The following is a 17927-nucleotide window of genomic DNA, read 5'->3' as shown; positions in this document are numbered from 1 at the left end:
ACCAAGGTCGAGGGCCGGGAGGATGCGTACCGATTTCCGCATCCAGGACCTCACACACATGAAACTAGACCGGCACACCCTTTCCGATCTGCCGCCCGGAGTGGCCCGCCCCACCTACGACCTGTCCCGGCTCAGCCAGGGCATCGTCCATATCGGGGTCGGCGGCTTCCATCGAGCCCATCAGGCGTTCTACACCGATGCCCTGATGAACCATGGCGAAGCCTTCGACTGGGCAATCTGCGGCGCCGGGCTGCGCCGGGAGGACCGCGCCATGCGCGATGCCCTCGCCGAGCAGAACTATCTCTTCACCCTGGTGGAGCTGGCCGACACGGCGGACACCGAGGTCCGCGTGATCGGCGCGCTCAACGGCATGCTGCTGGCCGAGGAGTCGCCGCAGGCATTGCTCGACAAGCTGGCCGATCCGGCGACGCGCATCGTCTCCCTCACCGTCACCGAGGGCGGTTATTGCATTAACGAGAGCACGGGTGAATTCAATCCCACACTGCCGCAAATCCAGCACGACCTGGCCCACCCCGATGCACCGCAAAGCCTGTTCGGTTTTCTCGCCGGCGCCCTTGCCCGCCGCCGCACCGCCGGCACACCGCCGTTCACGGTGATGTCCTGCGATAACCTGCCGCACAACGGCGATGTGACGCGCAAGGCGCTGCTGGCCTTCGCCCGGCTTCGCGATCCGGAACTCGCTGATTGGATCGCCGGGCACGTGACCTTTCCCAACGCCATGGTTGACCGCATCACGCCGATGACCAGCACCCGGCACCGCCTCGACCTGCATGACCGGCACGGCATCGACGACGCCTGGCCGGTGGTCTGCGAGCCTTTCGTGCAGTGGGTGCTGGAAGACAAGTTCGTCAGCGGCCGGCCAGCCTGGGAAAAAGTCGGGGTGCAATTCACTGACGACGTCACCCCCTACGAAGAGATGAAAATTAAGCTGCTCAACGGCAGCCATCTGGCACTCACCTACCTGGGCTTCCTGCGCGGTTACCGCTTCGTCCACGAAACCATGGCGGACCCGTTGTTCGTGCACTTCATCCGCGGTTGGATGGACAAGGACGTGACGCCGCAATTACCGCCCGCCCCAGGCATTGATCTGGAGGTCTATAAGCACACGCTGATCGAGCGCTTCTCCAACCGTGCCATCGCCGATCAACTGGAACGGGTCTGCTCGGATGGCTCGTCGAAGTTCTCCAAGTTCAGCGTCCCCACCATCAACCGGCTGATCGATGAAGGGCGTCCGCTGGAGCGTGCGTCCCTAGTGGTCGCGGCTTGGGCACTGTACCTGCGCGGCATCGACGAACGTGGCGAACGCTACCGGATTCCCGACCCACGCGCGGAGTTCTGCCAGGCGCTGGTGGCCGATGACGAAGGGCTCAGCACCCGGCTGCTCGGCGTGGAGCAAATCTTCGGGCCGAAGATCCCGCGCTCGGCGGCGTTCATCGACGCCTTCGAACGCAGCCTGCACAGCCTGAAAACCCTCGGCGTCAGCCGTACGCTGGAACGGTTACTGGCGCAATGAGCAGGCACGGCGACCTCTTCCTCGGCATCGATTGCGGCACCCAGGGTACCAAGGCCCTGCTCCTCGATGCCCGTAGCGGCCAGGTGCTTGGCCAGGGTGCGGTGGCCCACCGACTGATCGAAGGCCCGAACGGCCGCCGCGAACAGGAGCCGTCGGAGTGGCTGGCCGCCCTCGTCCAGTCGTGCCGGGCCGCCCTCGGCGAAGCCGGGGTGGACGGTCATGACGTACGGGGCATCGGGGTCTCCGGCCAGCAGCATGGGCTGGTCCTGCTGGATGAGCGGGGCGACGTGCTGCGGCCGGCCAAGCTCTGGTGCGATACGGAAAGCCAGGCGGAGAACCAGCGGTTGCTGGACTACCTGGGTGGTATCGAAGGCTCGCTCCGCCGCCTGGGCGTGGTCCTGGCGCCGGGCTATACGCTGTCCAAGCTGCTCTGGACACGCGAGCATCACCCCAATGTGTTCAAGCGCATCGCCCACGTCCTGCTGCCCCACGACTACCTGAATTTCTGGCTGACCGGCCGTTATTGCAGCGAACATGGCGATGCCTCCGGCACCGGCTATTTCGATGTGCGTGGACGCATCTGGGATGTCGAGCTGTTGCGTCACATCGACTCGACCGGCCGCCTGGCTGCTGCGGTGCCTACGTTACTGGCCGCCGACGAACCTGTCGGCACGCTACGTCCGGAAGTGGCCCGGCAGCTCGGCCTGTCCCGCGATGTTCTGGTCTCCAGCGGTGGCGGCGACAACATGATGGGCGCCATCGGCACCGGCAATATTCGCCCCGGCGTCCTCACCATGAGCCTGGGAACATCCGGTACCCTCTACGCCTGGACAGACCGGCCACTGATAGGCAGCCGGCCGGAGATCGCCTCGTTCTGTGCCTCTTCGGGTGGCTGGCTGTCGCTGATCTGCACCATGAACCTGACCAACGCCAACGCGTTGATCCGCGAGCTGCTGGCAATCGATCTGGACAGTTTTTCCCGGCTCGCCGCCCAAGCGCCCATCGGGGCCGAAGGACTCACCCTGCTGCCCTTCTTCAACGGCGAACGGGTGCCTCCGCTACCCGAGGCCAGCGCCAGCCTGCTGGGTATGACCTACGCCAACCTGACCCGCGCCAACCTGTGCCGCGCCGTGCTGGAAGGCATCACCTTCGGCTTGCGGCGCGGGCTCGATCTGTTGCGGGAAAACGGCATCCGAGGCGATAGCATCCGCCTGATCGGTGGCGGCGCGAAGAGCGCGATGTGGCGACAGTTGATCGCCGACAGCATGGACGTGCCGGTAATCGGCGCCGAACAGAGCGAGGCAGCGGCATTGGGCGCAGCGATCCAAGCGGCCTGGTGCCATGCTCGCCAGCGCGAGCCGGAGGCATCCCTGGAAGAGCTGTGCGCGCGTTGCGTCAGGCTGGATGAAACGACGGCGACGCGGCCGCTGGCGGGCAACGTCCAGGCCTATGGAACGGCTTACCGGCGTTATAGCCGGCATCTCGAGGATGTGTACAGGGTTAGGCCATAGGCCCGCCCCTCCGCGGCTGTCGCGCAGGGGCGTCCCTGGTCAGCGGCTGGAGCGCAGCATGTCCTTGGGTACGTACTTGCCGATCTCGAACTTGCCGATCGCCGCGCGGTGCACCTCGTCCGGACCGTCCGCCAGGCGCAGGGTACGCTGCATGGCGTACCAATAGGCCAGCGGGAAGTCGTTGGAAACCCCGGCACCGCCATGAATCTGGATAGCGCGGTCAATCACCTTCAGCGCGACGTTCGGCGCCACCACCTTGATCTGGGCGATCTCGCTGGCGGCGATCTTGTTGCCGACGGTATCCATCATGTAAGCCGCGTTCAGTGTCAGCAGGCGCGCCATATTGATCTCCATCCGCGAATTGGCGATGTGATCGATGTTGCCGCCCAGCCGGGCCAGCGGCTTGCCGAAGGCGGTGCGGCTGACGGCACGCTTGCACATCAGCTCGAGGGCGCGCTCAGCCATGCCGATGGAACGCATGCAGTGGTGAATACGGCCCGGGCCGAGACGGCCCTGGGCGATCTCGAAGCCACGCCCTTCGCCGAGGATGACGTTCTCGTAAGGCACGCGAACGTTCTCCAGCAACACTTCGGCGTGGCCGTGGGGCGCGTCGTCGTAGCCGAACACCGGCAACGGCCGGATGATCTTCACGCCGGGGGTATCCAGCGGCACCAGAATCATCGAGTGCTGCTGGTGGCGCGGGGCGTCCGGGTTGGTCAGGCCCATGAAGATCATGATCTTGCAGCGCGGGTCGCAGGCGCCGGAGGTCCACCATTTGCGGCCGTTTATCACCCACTCATCGCCTTCGCGTACGGCGCGGGCTTCCATGTTGGTGGCATCGGAAGATGCGACGCCCGGCTCGGTCATGCCGAACGCCGAACGGATCTCGCCACGCAGCAGTGGTTCCAACCAGGTGCGCTTCTGCTCTTCGGAGCCATAGCGCACCAGCACCTCCATGTTGCCGGTATCCGGCGCGGAGCAGTTGAACGGCTCGGAACCGATCAGCGAACGGCCCATGATCTCGGCCAGCGGAGCATATTCGGTGTTGGTCAGGCCGGCACCGTACTCGGATTCGGGGAGGAACAGGTTCCACAGGCCCTCGGCCTTGGCCTTGGCTTTCAGCTCTTCGATGATCGCGGTCGGCTGCCAGCGGTCGCCTTCGGCCACCTGCTGATCGAACACCGGCTCGGCCGGATAGACATAGGCCTCCATGAACGCGGTGACGCGTTCACGCAGTTCCTGAACCTTGGGGGAATAGGCGAAATCCATGAGGGCTACCTTCTGACGGGCTACGAATGAGGTCTGGAAAGGATGCTAGAACAGCGTTTAAGATTTATCGAACCTATTTTCACCGTGTATAAACATTCATAACCGATATATGTCCCGCTGATTCCCTTCCACGCCAGGAGTGCCTCGGAATGAACCTGAACAAGGTCGACCTCAACCTCTTCATCGTGTTCGACGCCATCTACACCGAGGCCAATCTGACCCGCGCCGGGCAGATCGTCGGCATCACCCAGCCCGCGGTTTCCAACGCCCTCGCCCGTCTGCGCGAAACCTTCAACGACCCACTCTTCGTGCGCACCGCCCAGGGCATGGTGCCGACCCCGATGGCGCAAAACATCATCGGCCCGGTGCGCAACGCCCTGCAGTTGCTACGCGTCTCGGTCCAGGAAAGCCGTACCTTCAACCCGCAGCAGGCGAACAAGACCTACCGCATCAGCATGACCGACCTCACCGAGGCCGTGGTGCTGCCGCCGCTGTTCCAACGCCTGCGCCGGCTGGCGCCGACCGTGCAGATCGAAAGCTTCCTCGCCAAGCGCCGGGAAACCACCAAGGAACTGGCCGCCGGCCGCCTCGACTTCGCCGTCGACGCCCCGCTCAATACCGACCCGCAGGTCCGCCACGTCAAGCTGCTGGAAGACCGCTACGTCTGCGCCTTGCGCAAGGGCCATCCGATGGCCAAGGACAAACTCAGCCTCGACGAATACCTGGCGCTGACCCACATCCATATCTCCAGCCGGCGCAGCGGCCTGGGCTTCGTAGACCTGGCCCTGGGCAAGATGGGTATCCAGCGCCGGATCGCCCTGCGCTCGCAGCATTACCTGATGGCCTCGCTGGTGATGCAGCAGACCGACATGGCCATGACCGTGCCGGAACGCTTCGCGCGGCGCCACGGCCTCCATTACGTCGACCTGCCAGTCAAGGACGTGCCCGCGCTGGAGACGCACCTCTACTGGCACGAAAGCACCGACCAGGACCCGGCCAACCGCTGGATGCGCGAACAGATAATCGAAATCTGCCAGCAGGTGACCCGGCAGGAAAAGAGCATGGAAGAAGCCTGAAACGACCAATCGGCCACCCCTCCCTTAAAGAAAAACGCCGGCAAATGCCGGCGTTTTCATTTCTCAGCCCATCATCGGTTCCATTACGCCGGACGATTTTTTCATTACGTGACCGAGTGCAAAGTTTCTTCCGTTCGTACGGACAGCCGAAATCGTTCCCTCTTCAAATGGAAATAGCCAACTTGACCACAGACTGTCTTTTTCTCGACGAATTGGATCAAAAATAAATCGTGATAGACCAATCAATACAAAGCAAAGCTGCAGAACGGTTCTTGATTTCTTATAGCCAGAAGTTACCGATGGTTGCTTGCCGGTAGACTAAAGGTCCCCGTAGAGGAGTGAGCCTCTACTCTTTGGCCGCTTTATGCGGCCTTTTTTAATTCTGCTCAACAGCCAGGGAAGGAGTTCCAGAGCGAATACGTGCAACACCTCTTTTTCGATCCTTTTGGAGAAGTTCCAATGAAGTACAAGGTATTGATCGGCTGTTGTCTCTATCTGCTTGGCACATCGCTTTCGTTCGCCGCTCCCAAGGTGGCCCTGAAGGTTTCCCAAAGCGCATCGACCGTCAACCTCAACTGGACGACCAGCGGCGAGTTCGTCGCCCAGGAGATCTACCGCAACACCCAATCCGGCTCCAGCGGTCGCCAACTCGTCGCCAAACTCGACGTCAGCAAGCGTAGCTATACCGATAAGCCGGGCAATCTGAGCCAACAATACTGGTACTGGGTGAAAGTCATCGACGCCAGCAAGAAGTCGAAACTATCCAACTCCGCAAGCACCTCGGTCGTTGCCACAGGCAGTGCCGCCTCCAGTCCGAGTAACACACCCACGGCTCCGAAAGCCAGCGCCCCCGCTGACAATGTGCCCAGCATTTCGCCGGCACCGGTTGCATCCTCCTCGAGTTCGCTGCTGATGACGCTCAAGAGCGCCGACTCGGTAAACCTGAGCTGGTCGGCCGATGGACAGTTCGTCCACCAGATCGTTTACCGCAGCGCCAAAGCAGACAAGAGCGCCGCAGTGAAGATTGCCGTACTGGATGACAGCAACGAGCGGACCTTTATCGACCACCCCGAAAACCTGAACCAGGACTACTGGTACTGGGTCGTCTTCGTTGCCACCGACGGCAGCCTGAGCGAATCCAACCTCGCCGGTACCTCCACCGCTGCCCAGGCCAAGGCTGTCAGGAAAGCCGACAGCGCCTGCTATGCCGGCGCCGTGGTGGAAAACGCCACCATCGATTGTGGTGGCATCACCCTGGGTACCAGCTGCCCTAGCGACAGCGACAAGCAACAGCCCCTCATCATTCTAAAGAACGCCACGGTTAAGAACCTGCGCATCGCCGCCAATGGTGGTGCCGATGGTATCCACTGCGTGGCCGGCGATTGCCGCATCGAAAACGTTGTCTGGGAGGATGTCTGCGAAGATGCCGCCTCCAACATCAAGGCTACCAAGAGTCTGACCATCGTCGGCGGCATCGCCAACAACGAGAAGAATGGCTACGGCGGCAAGCCCGACAAGATCTTTCAGCACAATTCGATGAACAGCAAAACCATCGTCAAAAGTGGCTTCATCGCCTCCGGTGCCAATGGAAAAGTTTGGCGCTCCTGTGGGAACTGCAGCAATAACGGCGGCCCCCGCATGGTGGAAATCGACGGCGTGAAAGTGAATGGCACCATCGGTACCATCGCCGGAGTGAACCGCAACTACAAGGATGTCGCCACCATCCGCAACCTTAAGATCAAGGATTACAAGGAAGGCAAGCCGGTAGTCTGCGAAGAGTTCGAGGGTGTCCAGAAGAGCGAGAAACGCGAATCCCCCTCGTATAACGAGGAAGGTGCATGGGCAACCACAGCTTGCAATGTCAAGCGCAGCGATGTGAGTGCACTCTAAGCCTCGAAACCCGGTCGTCGACGCGACGGCCGGGTTCTTTCATGTCCTGAAAACCGGAGCCCGGTGATCCCTTGCCAAGGTACGACAGGCAGCATTCTTTCCAGCCAGCGGCGGCACCCGTCACGGTGGTACGGGACCGGGACCAGGCAGGCCTGCGAATGGGCGCGCATCTTCCTGGAAACGCGGCTTGGGCGACCGGTAAGTGGCAATCAGAGGGTCACAGCATTCAGCTAAGGATATCCCTACCCACCCCCTTCCAAAGTCCTAACCAAAACCGGGATAACCTGATAGCCATGTGCCTTGGCTCTACCTATATTTCGAGAGCAATCGCGAAGGTGCGAGCCTCGCCCGTCCTCGACAGGGAGACAGCGGCAGGTCTACCCGGTCACGGTCCTGGCCGAGGCATGGCCCAGCAGACAATCATTCCAACAATCACTGAGTCGGCGAACACTTGACCGCAATTTTCCATTGCACAGACAACTCGGACCGTCAGCTACCCACCTCGAACCGCAAGGTCGCAGTTCCTTCGCATCATGCACGGCAAGCCCGTCGATCGTTTGCCAACATGGCGAATGAGGGTGCCCCTACTCCCCACGTTTCCCTATCTCCTGGCCTGCCCCTGTTGCTCTCCGTCATGACGACCGAGCCTCTGAGCGCGGAACAGCCCGGCGAACAATGCCCGGCAACCGCACTGCCGCCTCACCCGACGAAGTATTTGCCGGACAACGACTGACGATGCCATTCACTCTTCTTCGCCTTACCGTCCTATTCATCGCCAGCGGTCTTATTGCCGCGCCCCTAGTGCATGCCGCCTCGACGCCCTCTGCCGCCCCGGCAGCCCAACAGCAGGGAGAGCGCTGGACCATCAATCTCCAGGGCGCGGACATCCGCGATTTCATCGGCCAGATCGCCGAAATTACCGGAGAGACCTTCGTCGTCGATCCACGGGTCAAGGGCCAGGTCACTGTGGTCTCGAATGCCAGCCTGACCCTGCCCGAGGTCTACCAACTGTTCCTCTCGGTACTGGCCACCTATGGCTATACCGTACTGCCGCAGGGCGACCAGGCCCGCATCATTCCGAACGCCGAAGCCAAGGCCGAAGCCACCAAGGGCGGCCTCTCCGGTGCAGACAGCCTGGAAACCCGGGTGATTCAGGTCCAACACAACGCCGTTGCCGAACTGATACCGCTGATCCGTCCGCTGGTCCCGCAGTACGGGCACCTGGCGGCAGTCACCTCGGCTAACGCAATGATCATCAGCGACCGCAAGGCCAACATCGCCCGTATCGAAGAGATCGTCCGCCAACTGGACCAGGCGAACCAACGCGACTACACCGTGTACGACATGCGCCATGCCTGGGTGACCGATGCCGCGGAAATCCTCAACAACACCATCAACGGCGGGGGGCAGGCGAAAATTGGCAGTACCCAGGTGATCGCCGACACGCGAACAAACCGATTGATCTTCATGGGGCCGGCGGAGGCCCGCGCGAAGCTGGTGAGCTTGGCCCAGTCGCTGGACACGCCCTCCTCCCGCTCGGCCAATACCCGCGTGATCCGCCTCCGTCACAACGATGCCAAGACCCTGGCGGAAACCCTCGGGCAGATCAGCGAGACCTTGAAGACGGGAACCGGCGACGGTTCCGGCAAGCCGCAGCAACTGATGATCCGCGCCGACGAGAGCCTCAACGCCCTGGTTATTCTCGCCGAGCCGGACACAGTGAACATGCTCGAAGACATTATCCGCCAACTCGACGTACCGCGCGCCCAGGTGCTGGTCGAGGCGGCGATCGTCGAGGTGTCGGGCGACATCAGCGATGCCCTCGGCGTGCAGTGGGCCAGTGATGGCCGCGGCTCGGGCACCGCGGGGATCGGCGGCGTGAACTTCAGCAATACCGGCCTGTCCGTCGGTACGCTGCTCGGCGCCATCGCCAATGATCAGATACCGACCAGCTTGCCCAACGGCGCCATCATCGGCGTCGGCACCAGCAACTTCGGCGCTCTGATCACCGCGCTGTCCACGAACAGCAAGAGCAACCTGCTCTCCACCCCGACCCTGCTGACCCTGGACAACCAGAAGGCCGAGATCCTGGTAGGCCAGAACGTGCCATTCCAGACCGGCTCCTACGCCACCACCAGCGACGGCGCCAGCAACCCGTTCACTACCATCGAACGCAAGGACATCGGCGTGACACTCAAGGTCACGCCTCATCTCAATGAGGGTGCCACGTTGCGCCTGGAGATCGAGCAGGAGATTTCCTCCATCGCACCCAGCGCATCGCTGTCTGCCCAGGCAGTCGACCTGGTGACCAACAAGCGTTCGATCAAGAGCACCATCCTGGCCGACGACGGTCAGGTCATCGTGCTCGGCGGACTGATCCAGGACGACATCACCCACAGCAACTCCAAGGTTCCCCTGCTGGGTGATATTCCGCTGCTCGGGCGGCTGTTCCGCTCCACCCAGGACAGCCACGTCAAGCGCAACCTGATGGTATTCCTGCATCCCACCGTGGTACGCGATTCGGCAGGCCTGAACGCCCTCAGCGGGCGCAAGTACAGCGACATGCGCCTGCTGAGCCAGGCGAGTACCGAAGCGGCGAATGTCCTCCCGCTGGAGCCACAACGGCTGTTCGATCGCTCCCAGTCGCCGGGCGTGGAAATCGACCTGCGCCCCCATCCGGCTCCTCAGCCGCAGAGCGAGCCCGCTCCGGAGGCAGCCATTCCCTCGCCGGCACCGGTCACCACCTTGCTGGAGACACCCAAGCCCGTCGATCCGAAACAGCTCGGGAACGGGAAAGGTGGCGAAGACGCAGCGCCGATGCCAACGGCTACGCCGCCGCAGCCGCCCCGCGAAACGGAAAAACCGCAGCGTTATGCGATTCAATTGGTCGGCGGCAGCAGCTTGCCCTTCATGCAGGCAGTACTGCAGCAACATCCCGGCGAACCCTTGTGGATACATGAAACGAAACGCGACAACGAGCCCTGGTTCGTGTTGTTGTACGGTAACTACGATGATTCGGCCAAGGCGCGCCTGGCGATGGCCCGGCTACCCAAGCAATTGCCGCAACGTGATGCCCTCATCTTCGCCAGCCCCGTGGAGGGAGCACAGGTTTCGCGGGCTCCCTGAGCGAAGCGGCGGAGTGAATGACCTCGAGCGGCTAGGCTGAGTCTAGCGCCCCGGCAAACGAGACGAGCAACCCTGATGCAGCCTGCGGAACGGACTCCGCGGAACAGTGAGGACCAATTAGCATGTCGTCCGGTGTAACGAACGAAGCAGCACAAGCCATGCAAGGCTCCGAATGGCTTCAGGACGCCTTGGAAACGATGTCGACGGGGGTTGCCCTCCTCGCCGGGGATGGCTCGTTCGTTCGGGCGAATCCGGCTCTCTGTACGATCACTGGTTTTTCCGAGGCCGAACTGGCCGAACGGAATATCAGGGACCTGCTGGCACCAGAGGATACCGAAGCGTTCTGCAAGGAATGGGAACACGCGCTGCACAGCGGAGCCATGCGTATCCAGCTGGAATCCAACTACCTGGGCAAGCAGGGGCGGATGCTTCGCGGCCTGACCCAGCTCAGTTTCCAGCGCCACGACGGGCAGGTGCGACGCATCGTCCTGGAAATCACCGAAACGACTGAACGCCGCAAGGCGGAAGCCCAGCGCCTGCGGGAGCGCCTCGAGCAGAACCAATGGCTGGAAAAGGTGACGGAAACCGCTCCGGGCGTTATCGGCATCTACCGTCAGGGGGCCAACGGACGACATAGCGTTCCATCCTGGTCGACCCGGGGATACGAAAAACTCTTCGGCTTGAACCCAGCCGAACTGGTGGATGACGTTTCCCCTCTCTTCAAGCAGATCCATCCCGGCGATTACGAACGGGTCATGGCGACCATCGCTGAGTCGGCCCGCACGCTCGAACCCTGGCGCTGCGAGTATCGGATTCGCCATTCCGAGCGGGGTATCGTCTGGATCGAGGGCCGCTCCCAGCCCACCATCGAGAGCGACGGCAGCATCATCTGGTACGGTTTCCTGCACGATGTCACCGAACGCAAGCAGATCGAACAGGCCCTGCGGGAAAGCGAGGAGCGCTTTCGCAAGGCGTTCGAATGCGCCGGTATCGGTATGGCCCTGCTCTCCATGGAGGGCCGCTGGCTTAGCGCCAATCGCACGCTCTGCGACATGCTTGGCTACACGGAGGCGGAGCTGTTGCAGACGACTTCGCAGGCTCTGACACACCCCGACGATCAGGACAAAGGCAACGAACTGTTGCGCCAGATCGCGAACGAGGCCTCTCTCCCGCAGCATATCGAGAAGCGCTACCGTCATCGGGACGGCCACTTCGTCTGGGTGCGCCTGGCCGCCAACGTCGTGACTTCACCGCACGATACCCCACCCTATTACGTTTCCTTCTTCGAGGACATCACCCAGGACAAGGCTGCCCAGGAACGTCTCGCCCTGCTGGATTTCGCTCTCGACCACGTGCATGAAGCCGCATACGTGCTCGATATGCAGGCCCGCTTCCACTACGTGAATCACGAAGCCTGCCGTAGCCTGGGTTATAGCGAGGTGGATCTACTGGGCATGTCCATACCGGACATCGCGCCTGATTACTCGCTCGCGGCGGCCATCGAAAAACTGACGGCCATTCGCAAGGACGGCACCGGCACCTTCGAAACGGTCCACAAGGCCCGTGACGGGGCCATCTTCCCCGTTGAAGTCACCGTCAGTTACTTCACGTTCAACGGCAAGGAATACAACCTGGCGCTGGCCAGGGACATCTCGCGAAGGAAGCGCCTGGAAGCGGAACGCCAGGAGCGCGAGCGCCACTATCGCGAAGTCTTCGAGAACTCTTCGGATTGCCTGTATCTGCTCGAAGTAACGGAAGACGAACGATTCCGTTACCTGGAAATCAACGCCGCCTTCGAGCGGGTTTCCGGCTGGCCCCGCAGCCAGCTCATCGGCAGGTTCCTGGGGGAGTTCGCAGAGACATCCACGTCAGACTTCGTCCTTGGAGAACTCCGCCGCGCCTTGCATAGCGGCAACAGCGTGGAGTGGGAGTCCGAACTGGTGCTGGGTGCCGGTTCGCGCACCATAGCGGGCACGATGATTCCGGTACGGGACGAACACGACCGAATCTACCGGATCGTCGGTGTCAGCCGCGACATCACCGAAAGCAAGCACATGGAGGAACTGCTCCGGGCCAGGGAGCAGCAGTTCCGCACGCTGGCTGAAAACTCCCCCCATATCATCGTCCGCTACGATCGTGACCTTCGCCGCACTTATGTCAACAAGACGCACGAGCGGGAACTCGGAGTGCCACGCGAGAAGACCATGAATGCGCCAGTCGAGGTGGGCTGGGGCGCCATTACGCCGATAGAGACCTACAAGGCGATTCTCACCGGCGTCCTGCAGACCGGCCAGCCCGCCGAAGCGATCATCGAATGGCCGTCCATCGAAACCGGCGAAATCATCAGCTACGCCACTCAGTTCGTTGCGGAAAAAGGCCTGAACGGTGAGATCGTGAGCGTCCTCGCCAAGTGCTACAACGTCACCGCCATGAAAAAGCACGAGCGACAGGAAGAAGCCCGACTGCGGATTTTCGAGCATCTCGCCCATGGCGGTTCGCTACCGGAAGTGCTCGTCCTGGTCGCCGAGTACATGGAAAAAACCCGGCCCGATTTCCTGGCCTCGATCATGTTGATGGACGACGACAAGAAGCACCTTGTCTTCGGCGCAGCACCCAGCCTGCCCGAACGCTACAACAGCAAACTCAGTAGGATTCCCATCGGTGAGGGCATCGGCACTTGCGGAACCTGCGCCTGGCGCAAGGAAACCGTGATCACGGAAGACATCAGCGCCGATCCGAATTGGCACGGTATCAGCCCCCTGGCCATCGATGCCGGCCTGCAGGCCTGCTGGTCCGAACCCATTCTCGGTTCGTCGGGCGAGGTGCTGGGCACCTTCTGCATCTATCTCCCGAAACCGGGCCGACCGACCGAAGAAGACCTGCGGCAGGTACACCAGGTCACCCACTTGGCGGCCATCGCGATCCAGCGCAAGCGGGACGAGGCCCGGCTAAAAGAAAGCGAGCAACGCTACCGGGAAATATTCGACAACTCCATGGACGCCCTCTTCCTGCTGGAAGTGACGCAGGGCGGCGAGTTCCGCAGCATCGAGGTCAACCCCGCCGGAGCGAAGTTCCTCGGTATACCCCACGCTGGCCTGATCGGCCAGACCTTGGAAGAGGCGCTCCCTGGCCAACTGGCACAACGAGCGATCGCCAAGTACCACACCTGCCTGAAAACGGGTACGCCCATTGACGAAGAGATACGGCTGCACCTGCCCATCGGAACGCGCGACTTCCACTTGACGCTGATCCCGCTGCACCATGAGTCAGGCCATGTATACCGGGTCATCGGTATCGCCCGGGATATCACCGAGCGCAAGCGTGCGGAACAGATCCTTCACCGGCGTGAAGAAGAATTCCGTGCGCTGGTCGAGAACGCCCCCGACTTCATTTCCCGCTATGACACGAAGGCACGCTGCCTCTATGCCAACCCGGCCTTCGAAAACCTGCTCGGAGTCACGCTCACCGATCTGCGCGGCAAGCGTCTCAACGCCATGCCAGGCACTAACTCGCAGATGTCGGACGAGATCATGAGAGTGGCCAGCAGCGGCATTCCCGCAGAGGCAGAACTGCTGTTCGACGGGCTGCATAACGAGCAGCAGAACCCCATCGTCCAACACGTGCGGCTCGTTCCGGAATGCGATCGCAACGGTTCCGTTACGTCCATCCTGGCGATCGGCCGCGATATTTCGGCAATCCGCGCCGCCGAGCGCAGCCTGGAAGAATCGCACGCACGGCTGCGGGACCTTTCCCGTCGCCGCGAAACCGCGCGAGAGGAAGAGCGCAAACGCATCGCCCGGGAGATTCACGACGAACTGGGCCAGCACCTGACGGCATTGCGCATGGGAATTTCCCTGCTGCGCTTCCAGTTCGGCAAGAACAACCCGCTCCTGGTGAAACGTATCCAGGGCCTGATGACCCTGGTCGACAAGACCATCCGTGTCGTCCGTAACGTCGCCTCCAGTCTGCGCCCGGCCGCACTCAATATGGGGCTTCCCCTGGCCCTCGAATGGCTGGTGACGGAGTTCACTGAGCACACCGGTCTGGAGTGTCATCTGGAAATTCCGAAGGAGCCCTTGCAGATCGACGACGAACACGCCACGGCTGCTTTCCGCGTCGTCCAGGAATCGCTCACCAACATCGCCCGCCATGCCGCCGCGAGCCGGGTCGATATCTCCCTCTCCTGCAATAGCGGCAGCTACTTGCTGGAAATTGCCGACAACGGCAGGGGATTCGATACGACAGCGCCCCGCAAGAAGACATTCGGTCTGGCAGGCATGCAGGAACGAGGACTCATGCTAGGGGGCAAGGTGAGCATCATCAGCTCTCCGGGAAATGGCACGACCATCAGGTTGCAGATGCCCGTCAACATCGCACAGGAAACCCCATGAGCAGTCGCATCGGAGCGTTCTTGCTCGCTCCATCCAAGGCTCTTCTTCTCACCTTTGCTTCGGAGGTCAAATGATTCGCGTACTCATAGCCGATGACCATGCCATCATGCGTGAAGGTCTGAAGCAGCTCTTCGCCCTGGTCGATGACCTGATCGTGGTTGGCGAAGCCGAAAGCGGTATCGAAGTGCTCGATCAACTGAGAGCCGGTGGCATCGACCTGCTCCTGCTCGACATGAGTATGCCGGGGATCGCTGGCGAGGACCTGATCGCCCGCGTACACACACACTATCCTCTGCTGCCCATCCTGGTACTCAGCATGCACAACGAAACCCAGATCGCCCAGCGTGCGCTCAAGGCCGGGGCTCTGGGCTACCTGACCAAGGACCGCGACCCCGAGGCCCTGCTCACTGCTATTCGCCGCGTCGTTGCCGGCGCACCTTTCATCGATCCGCAACTTGCCGAACAGATGGCCCTGGAAGCGAGCGGCTTCGGGCAGCGCGCCGATCACGACGACCTCACCCGCCGGGAACTACAGATTCTGCGGCTGCTCGCGCGCGGCCTGAGCGTCAACCAGATCGCAACGGAACTGGCGATAAGCAACAAGACCGTGAGCACTCACAAGGCACGTCTGATGGAAAAAATGGGCTTCTCCAGCAATGCCGATCTGATCCGCTACAGCATCGCGCATAAGATCGTCTGAGTGGCGTTCGGCACTTTTTGAAAATAGGAAATACCCTACAAATCCCTACCCACCCCCCACCTAAAAACCAGCCAATTCCGATAGCTCCTGGCGCCAAGAAGAGTCACCGTAGGACGCATCCGTAACCGGGCGCCCAGGAGTAACGGCAACAGCCGAATCAGTGGCGAAAAGCGGTACGGCGAATCTTCACCCAAGGCTCCATGCGCAACCTGGAGGAACACGGAAACGTAAGTTCCGCGAATCGAAGAGATTCAAACTCCATGCAATGCGATCCATTGCCGGTGAGTTTCCTCCACCAAACAAGATAGAGAACCTCTCTTCTGTATTGGGACTAAAAATGCCACTGACAACTCTCGCTCCAAAGATCAAGAATCTTGAAAAGTTTCTCACCCATTGCCACTACCGGCGGTATCCCGCCAAAAGCACCGTAATCTGCCCAGGCGATCGTTGCGAAACCTTGTATCTGATCATCAAGGGATCGATGAGTGTATTGATCGATGACGACACCGGGCGTGAACTCATCATCACCTACCTGAAATCCGGAGAATTCTTCGGTGAAATGGGCCTGTTCGATCGCGAGGGACCGAAGCAGACGCGTAGCGCCTGGGTTATCGCGAAGACCGAATGCGAAGTGGCGGAGGTCAGTTATGAACGTTTCCGGGAACTGGCCAAACAGGACCCCGAACTGCTCTACGCGGTCATCAAGCAAATGGCCGAACGCCTGCGCAATACCACACGCAAAGCCTTTGACCTGACCTTCCTCGACATTACGCACCGCGTCGCTCGCACACTCTTTGACCTCTGCACGCAGCCCGGCGCGATGACCCATCCGGATGGCATCCAAGTGAAGATCACACGCCAGGAAATCGCCCGGATAATCAGTTGTTCGCGAGAAATGGTCGGCCGTGTGCTGAAGAACCTGGAGAATCAGGGACTGGTGCAGGTCAAAGGCAAGACCATGGTGGTTTTCAATCCGCCTGCCGACTCTCAAAGTCTTTACGCCCTGGAACAAAAAGAAGTCATCGAAGAGTCTCGCCTACTCTCTGCACAGCCCAGTCATATTAACGAAAGTATCGGCAACACCAAGCCAACCCAATTCTTTCGTACGCCCGCACAGCAAACTGCCTGACCAGTATTTCCGCTGACAGAAGTCATGTAACCCACACAAAGCCGGAATATTTTCCGGCTTTGTTTTTGGTCAATACGTGAGTCAACTTAAGAAAAAATAGGATATTTCCTACAGACATCACTAGAAACCCCACTTCAAAATCAGTGGCAACTGATGCCATTTGTCGGAAGAAAACCGCACTCTTCCTGCCATCCACCTGCTTTAAAGCAGGTAAGCACAAAACCTCGAACTAACCGGGCGACGTCAACTCAGGGAATGAGCAACGCAATGTGATGCGCTCGCTTAGCCCACGCCTGGAGAAACGAAAATGCCCTGGGGAAAGACCTCATCGGGGTTCACCTTGGTAGAGCTCATGGTCATCGTCGCGATTCTCGGCATCTTCGCCAGCATCGCGGTTCCGAGCTTTACCGATCTGGTAAGACGCAACCGCCTTCAGAGCGCCAGCGAAGAGTTCTACGGCTTGCTGCAATACGCGCGCACCGAAGCGGTATCGCGCGGCCGCTCCATTACGGTCACCCAAAAGGATGGTACCTGGCTCGTCAAGACGAAGGACAAGGTACTTCGCCAGCAGCGCTTCACGGCCATCGATCTGCAGGTCAGCCGCGATACCTTGACCTTTCGCCAGAACGGCACGGCAGATGCGGCGCTCACCATCGCTGTCTGTGCCCAGAGCACACCGGCTCTGGTCCGCACCCTGAGCGTGGAAAACAGCGGCAGGGTCAGTCTTTCCAGCAAGACCCAGGAGAAAAAAGCATGCGCCACCTCGTGATGACGCTGGGCCTTCGCGCACCCCGCTGCCAGCGGGGTTTCAGCATGATCGAAGTTCTGATTGCCCTGTTGCTGATCGTTATCGGTGTACTCGGGATGGTCGCCATGCAGGCGCGGACGATCCAGTACACCCAGGACTCCGTCCAGCGCAACACCGCAGCCATGTTGGCGAACGATTTGCTGGAGCTGATCCGCAGCAACGCCGATGCCGAAGAGAATTATCGCAAAACTCCCGGCTCGGCGTTCCCCAAAGTAGACGCAAAGGACTGCCAGGCCACAACCCTGTCCGTCGATCGCCAGCTCGGTTGCTGGGCATTGCAGGCCAGCAGTCGCCTACCCGGCGTCACGGCCGACCTGCTTAAAGACGAATTCCATGTCTGCCATACCCGGACCCCGGGCGGTACCTGCGGACAGGGCTCTATAGTGGAGATCCAACTGGCATGGAAGGTGAAGGCTGGCGAATGCCTGGATGCCAGCGACACGACCGAAGGCCCGAAAGTGTGCCGCTACCGCCTGCGTGCGGAAATCTGAGG

At 61.0% G+C, this 17927-nt stretch carries 10 protein-coding genes and 1 pseudogene; 10 read left to right on the top strand and 1 reads right to left on the bottom strand.

Translation table 11 applies throughout. From position 1 onward, the window contains the following. The first annotated feature begins 58 nt into the window (after window positions 1-58). Both BZL41_RS02255 and xylB read left to right on the top strand, forming a co-directional pair. The gene (locus BZL41_RS02255) at window positions 59-1534 is read left to right on the top strand and encodes a mannitol dehydrogenase family protein (RefSeq protein ID WP_095597821.1); all 1476 of its coding nucleotides are present in this window, start codon (window positions 59-61) and stop codon (window positions 1532-1534) included. Further along, window positions 1531-3045 (top strand): xylulokinase, encoded by a 1515-nt coding sequence (xylB, locus tag BZL41_RS02250; RefSeq protein ID WP_095597793.1) that lies wholly within the window; start codon window positions 1531-1533, stop codon window positions 3043-3045. Before BZL41_RS02255 ends, xylB begins: the two co-directional genes overlap by 4 nt. Before the next feature lie 39 nt (window positions 3046-3084). On the opposite strand, the gene BZL41_RS02245 is transcribed toward xylB, so the two are convergent. Then, window positions 3085-4314 (bottom strand): acyl-CoA dehydrogenase, encoded by a 1230-nt coding sequence (locus BZL41_RS02245; protein ID WP_095597792.1) that lies wholly within the window; start codon window positions 4312-4314, stop codon window positions 3085-3087. A gap of 149 nt (window positions 4315-4463) precedes the next feature. Here BZL41_RS02245 and BZL41_RS02240 point away from each other — a divergent pair, with 149 nt between their 5' ends. From BZL41_RS02240 to pilV, 8 genes and pseudogenes are all read left to right on the top strand, one after another. Beyond that, window positions 4464-5390 carry a LysR family transcriptional regulator gene (locus BZL41_RS02240; RefSeq protein WP_095597791.1) on the top strand — a complete coding sequence of 309 codons (927 nt, stop codon included), beginning with the start codon at window positions 4464-4466 and terminating at the stop codon, window positions 5388-5390. 459 nt (window positions 5391-5849) lie between these two features. Next, entirely contained in the window at window positions 5850-7280 is a 1431-nt protein-coding gene (locus BZL41_RS02235) for a pectate lyase (protein ID WP_218224374.1), read from the top strand. Window positions 7281-8015: 735 nt separating this feature from the next. Continuing rightward, window positions 8016-10406 carry a type II secretion system secretin GspD gene (gene gspD / locus BZL41_RS02230; RefSeq protein ID WP_095597790.1) on the top strand — a complete coding sequence of 797 codons (2391 nt, stop codon included), beginning with the start codon at window positions 8016-8018 and terminating at the stop codon, window positions 10404-10406. A gap of 158 nt (window positions 10407-10564) precedes the next feature. Continuing rightward, entirely contained in the window at window positions 10565-14797 is a 4233-nt protein-coding gene (locus tag BZL41_RS02225; protein WP_168190926.1) for a PAS domain S-box protein, read from the top strand. A gap of 70 nt (window positions 14798-14867) precedes the next feature. Further along, window positions 14868-15497, top strand: a complete 630-nt coding sequence (locus tag BZL41_RS02220) for a response regulator transcription factor (RefSeq protein ID WP_084335194.1) — start codon at window positions 14868-14870, stop codon at window positions 15495-15497. Window positions 15498-15834: 337 nt separating this feature from the next. After that, window positions 15835-16467 (top strand): annotated as a pseudogene (gene crp, locus BZL41_RS02215) (cAMP-activated global transcriptional regulator CRP); the annotation flags it as partial. Between the two features lie 466 nt (window positions 16468-16933). Beyond that, window positions 16934-17395 (top strand): GspH/FimT family pseudopilin, encoded by a 462-nt coding sequence (locus BZL41_RS02210; RefSeq protein ID WP_095597787.1) that lies wholly within the window; start codon window positions 16934-16936, stop codon window positions 17393-17395. Then, window positions 17380-17925 carry a type IV pilus modification protein PilV gene (pilV, locus tag BZL41_RS02205; RefSeq protein WP_256578059.1) on the top strand — a complete coding sequence of 182 codons (546 nt, stop codon included), beginning with the start codon at window positions 17380-17382 and terminating at the stop codon, window positions 17923-17925. Before BZL41_RS02210 ends, pilV begins: the two co-directional genes overlap by 16 nt. The last annotated feature ends 2 nt before the right edge of the window (window positions 17926-17927 follow it).

The sequence above is a fragment of the Pseudomonas sp. PIC25 genome (genome assembly GCF_002286785.1).
Taxonomy (GTDB): Bacteria; Pseudomonadota; Gammaproteobacteria; order Pseudomonadales; family Pseudomonadaceae; genus Pseudomonas_M.
Note: the sequence above shows the minus strand (reverse complement) of the source record. Positions and strands in the feature narration are given on the sequence as shown.

Bases quoted from the DNA above. Each gene is read 5' to 3' on its own strand.
- xylB (WP_095597793.1), top strand. From the start codon at position 1,531: ATGAGCAGGCACGGCGACCTCTTCCTCGGCATCGATTGCGGCACCCAG.
- gspD (WP_095597790.1), top strand. From the start codon at position 8,016: ATGCCATTCACTCTTCTTCGCCTTACCGTCCTATTCATCGCCAGCGGT.
- pilV (WP_256578059.1), top strand. From the start codon at position 17,380: ATGCGCCACCTCGTGATGACGCTGGGCCTTCGCGCACCCCGCTGCCAG.
- BZL41_RS02235 (WP_218224374.1), top strand. From the start codon at position 5,850: ATGAAGTACAAGGTATTGATCGGCTGTTGTCTCTATCTGCTTGGCACA.
- BZL41_RS02225 (WP_168190926.1), top strand. From the start codon at position 10,565: ATGCAAGGCTCCGAATGGCTTCAGGACGCCTTGGAAACGATGTCGACG.
- BZL41_RS02245 (WP_095597792.1), bottom strand. From the start codon at position 4,314: ATGGATTTCGCCTATTCCCCCAAGGTTCAGGAACTGCGTGAACGCGTC.
- BZL41_RS02255 (WP_095597821.1), top strand. From the start codon at position 59: ATGAAACTAGACCGGCACACCCTTTCCGATCTGCCGCCCGGAGTGGCC.
- BZL41_RS02240 (WP_095597791.1), top strand. From the start codon at position 4,464: ATGAACCTGAACAAGGTCGACCTCAACCTCTTCATCGTGTTCGACGCC.
- BZL41_RS02210 (WP_095597787.1), top strand. From the start codon at position 16,934: ATGCCCTGGGGAAAGACCTCATCGGGGTTCACCTTGGTAGAGCTCATG.
- BZL41_RS02220 (WP_084335194.1), top strand. From the start codon at position 14,868: ATGATTCGCGTACTCATAGCCGATGACCATGCCATCATGCGTGAAGGT.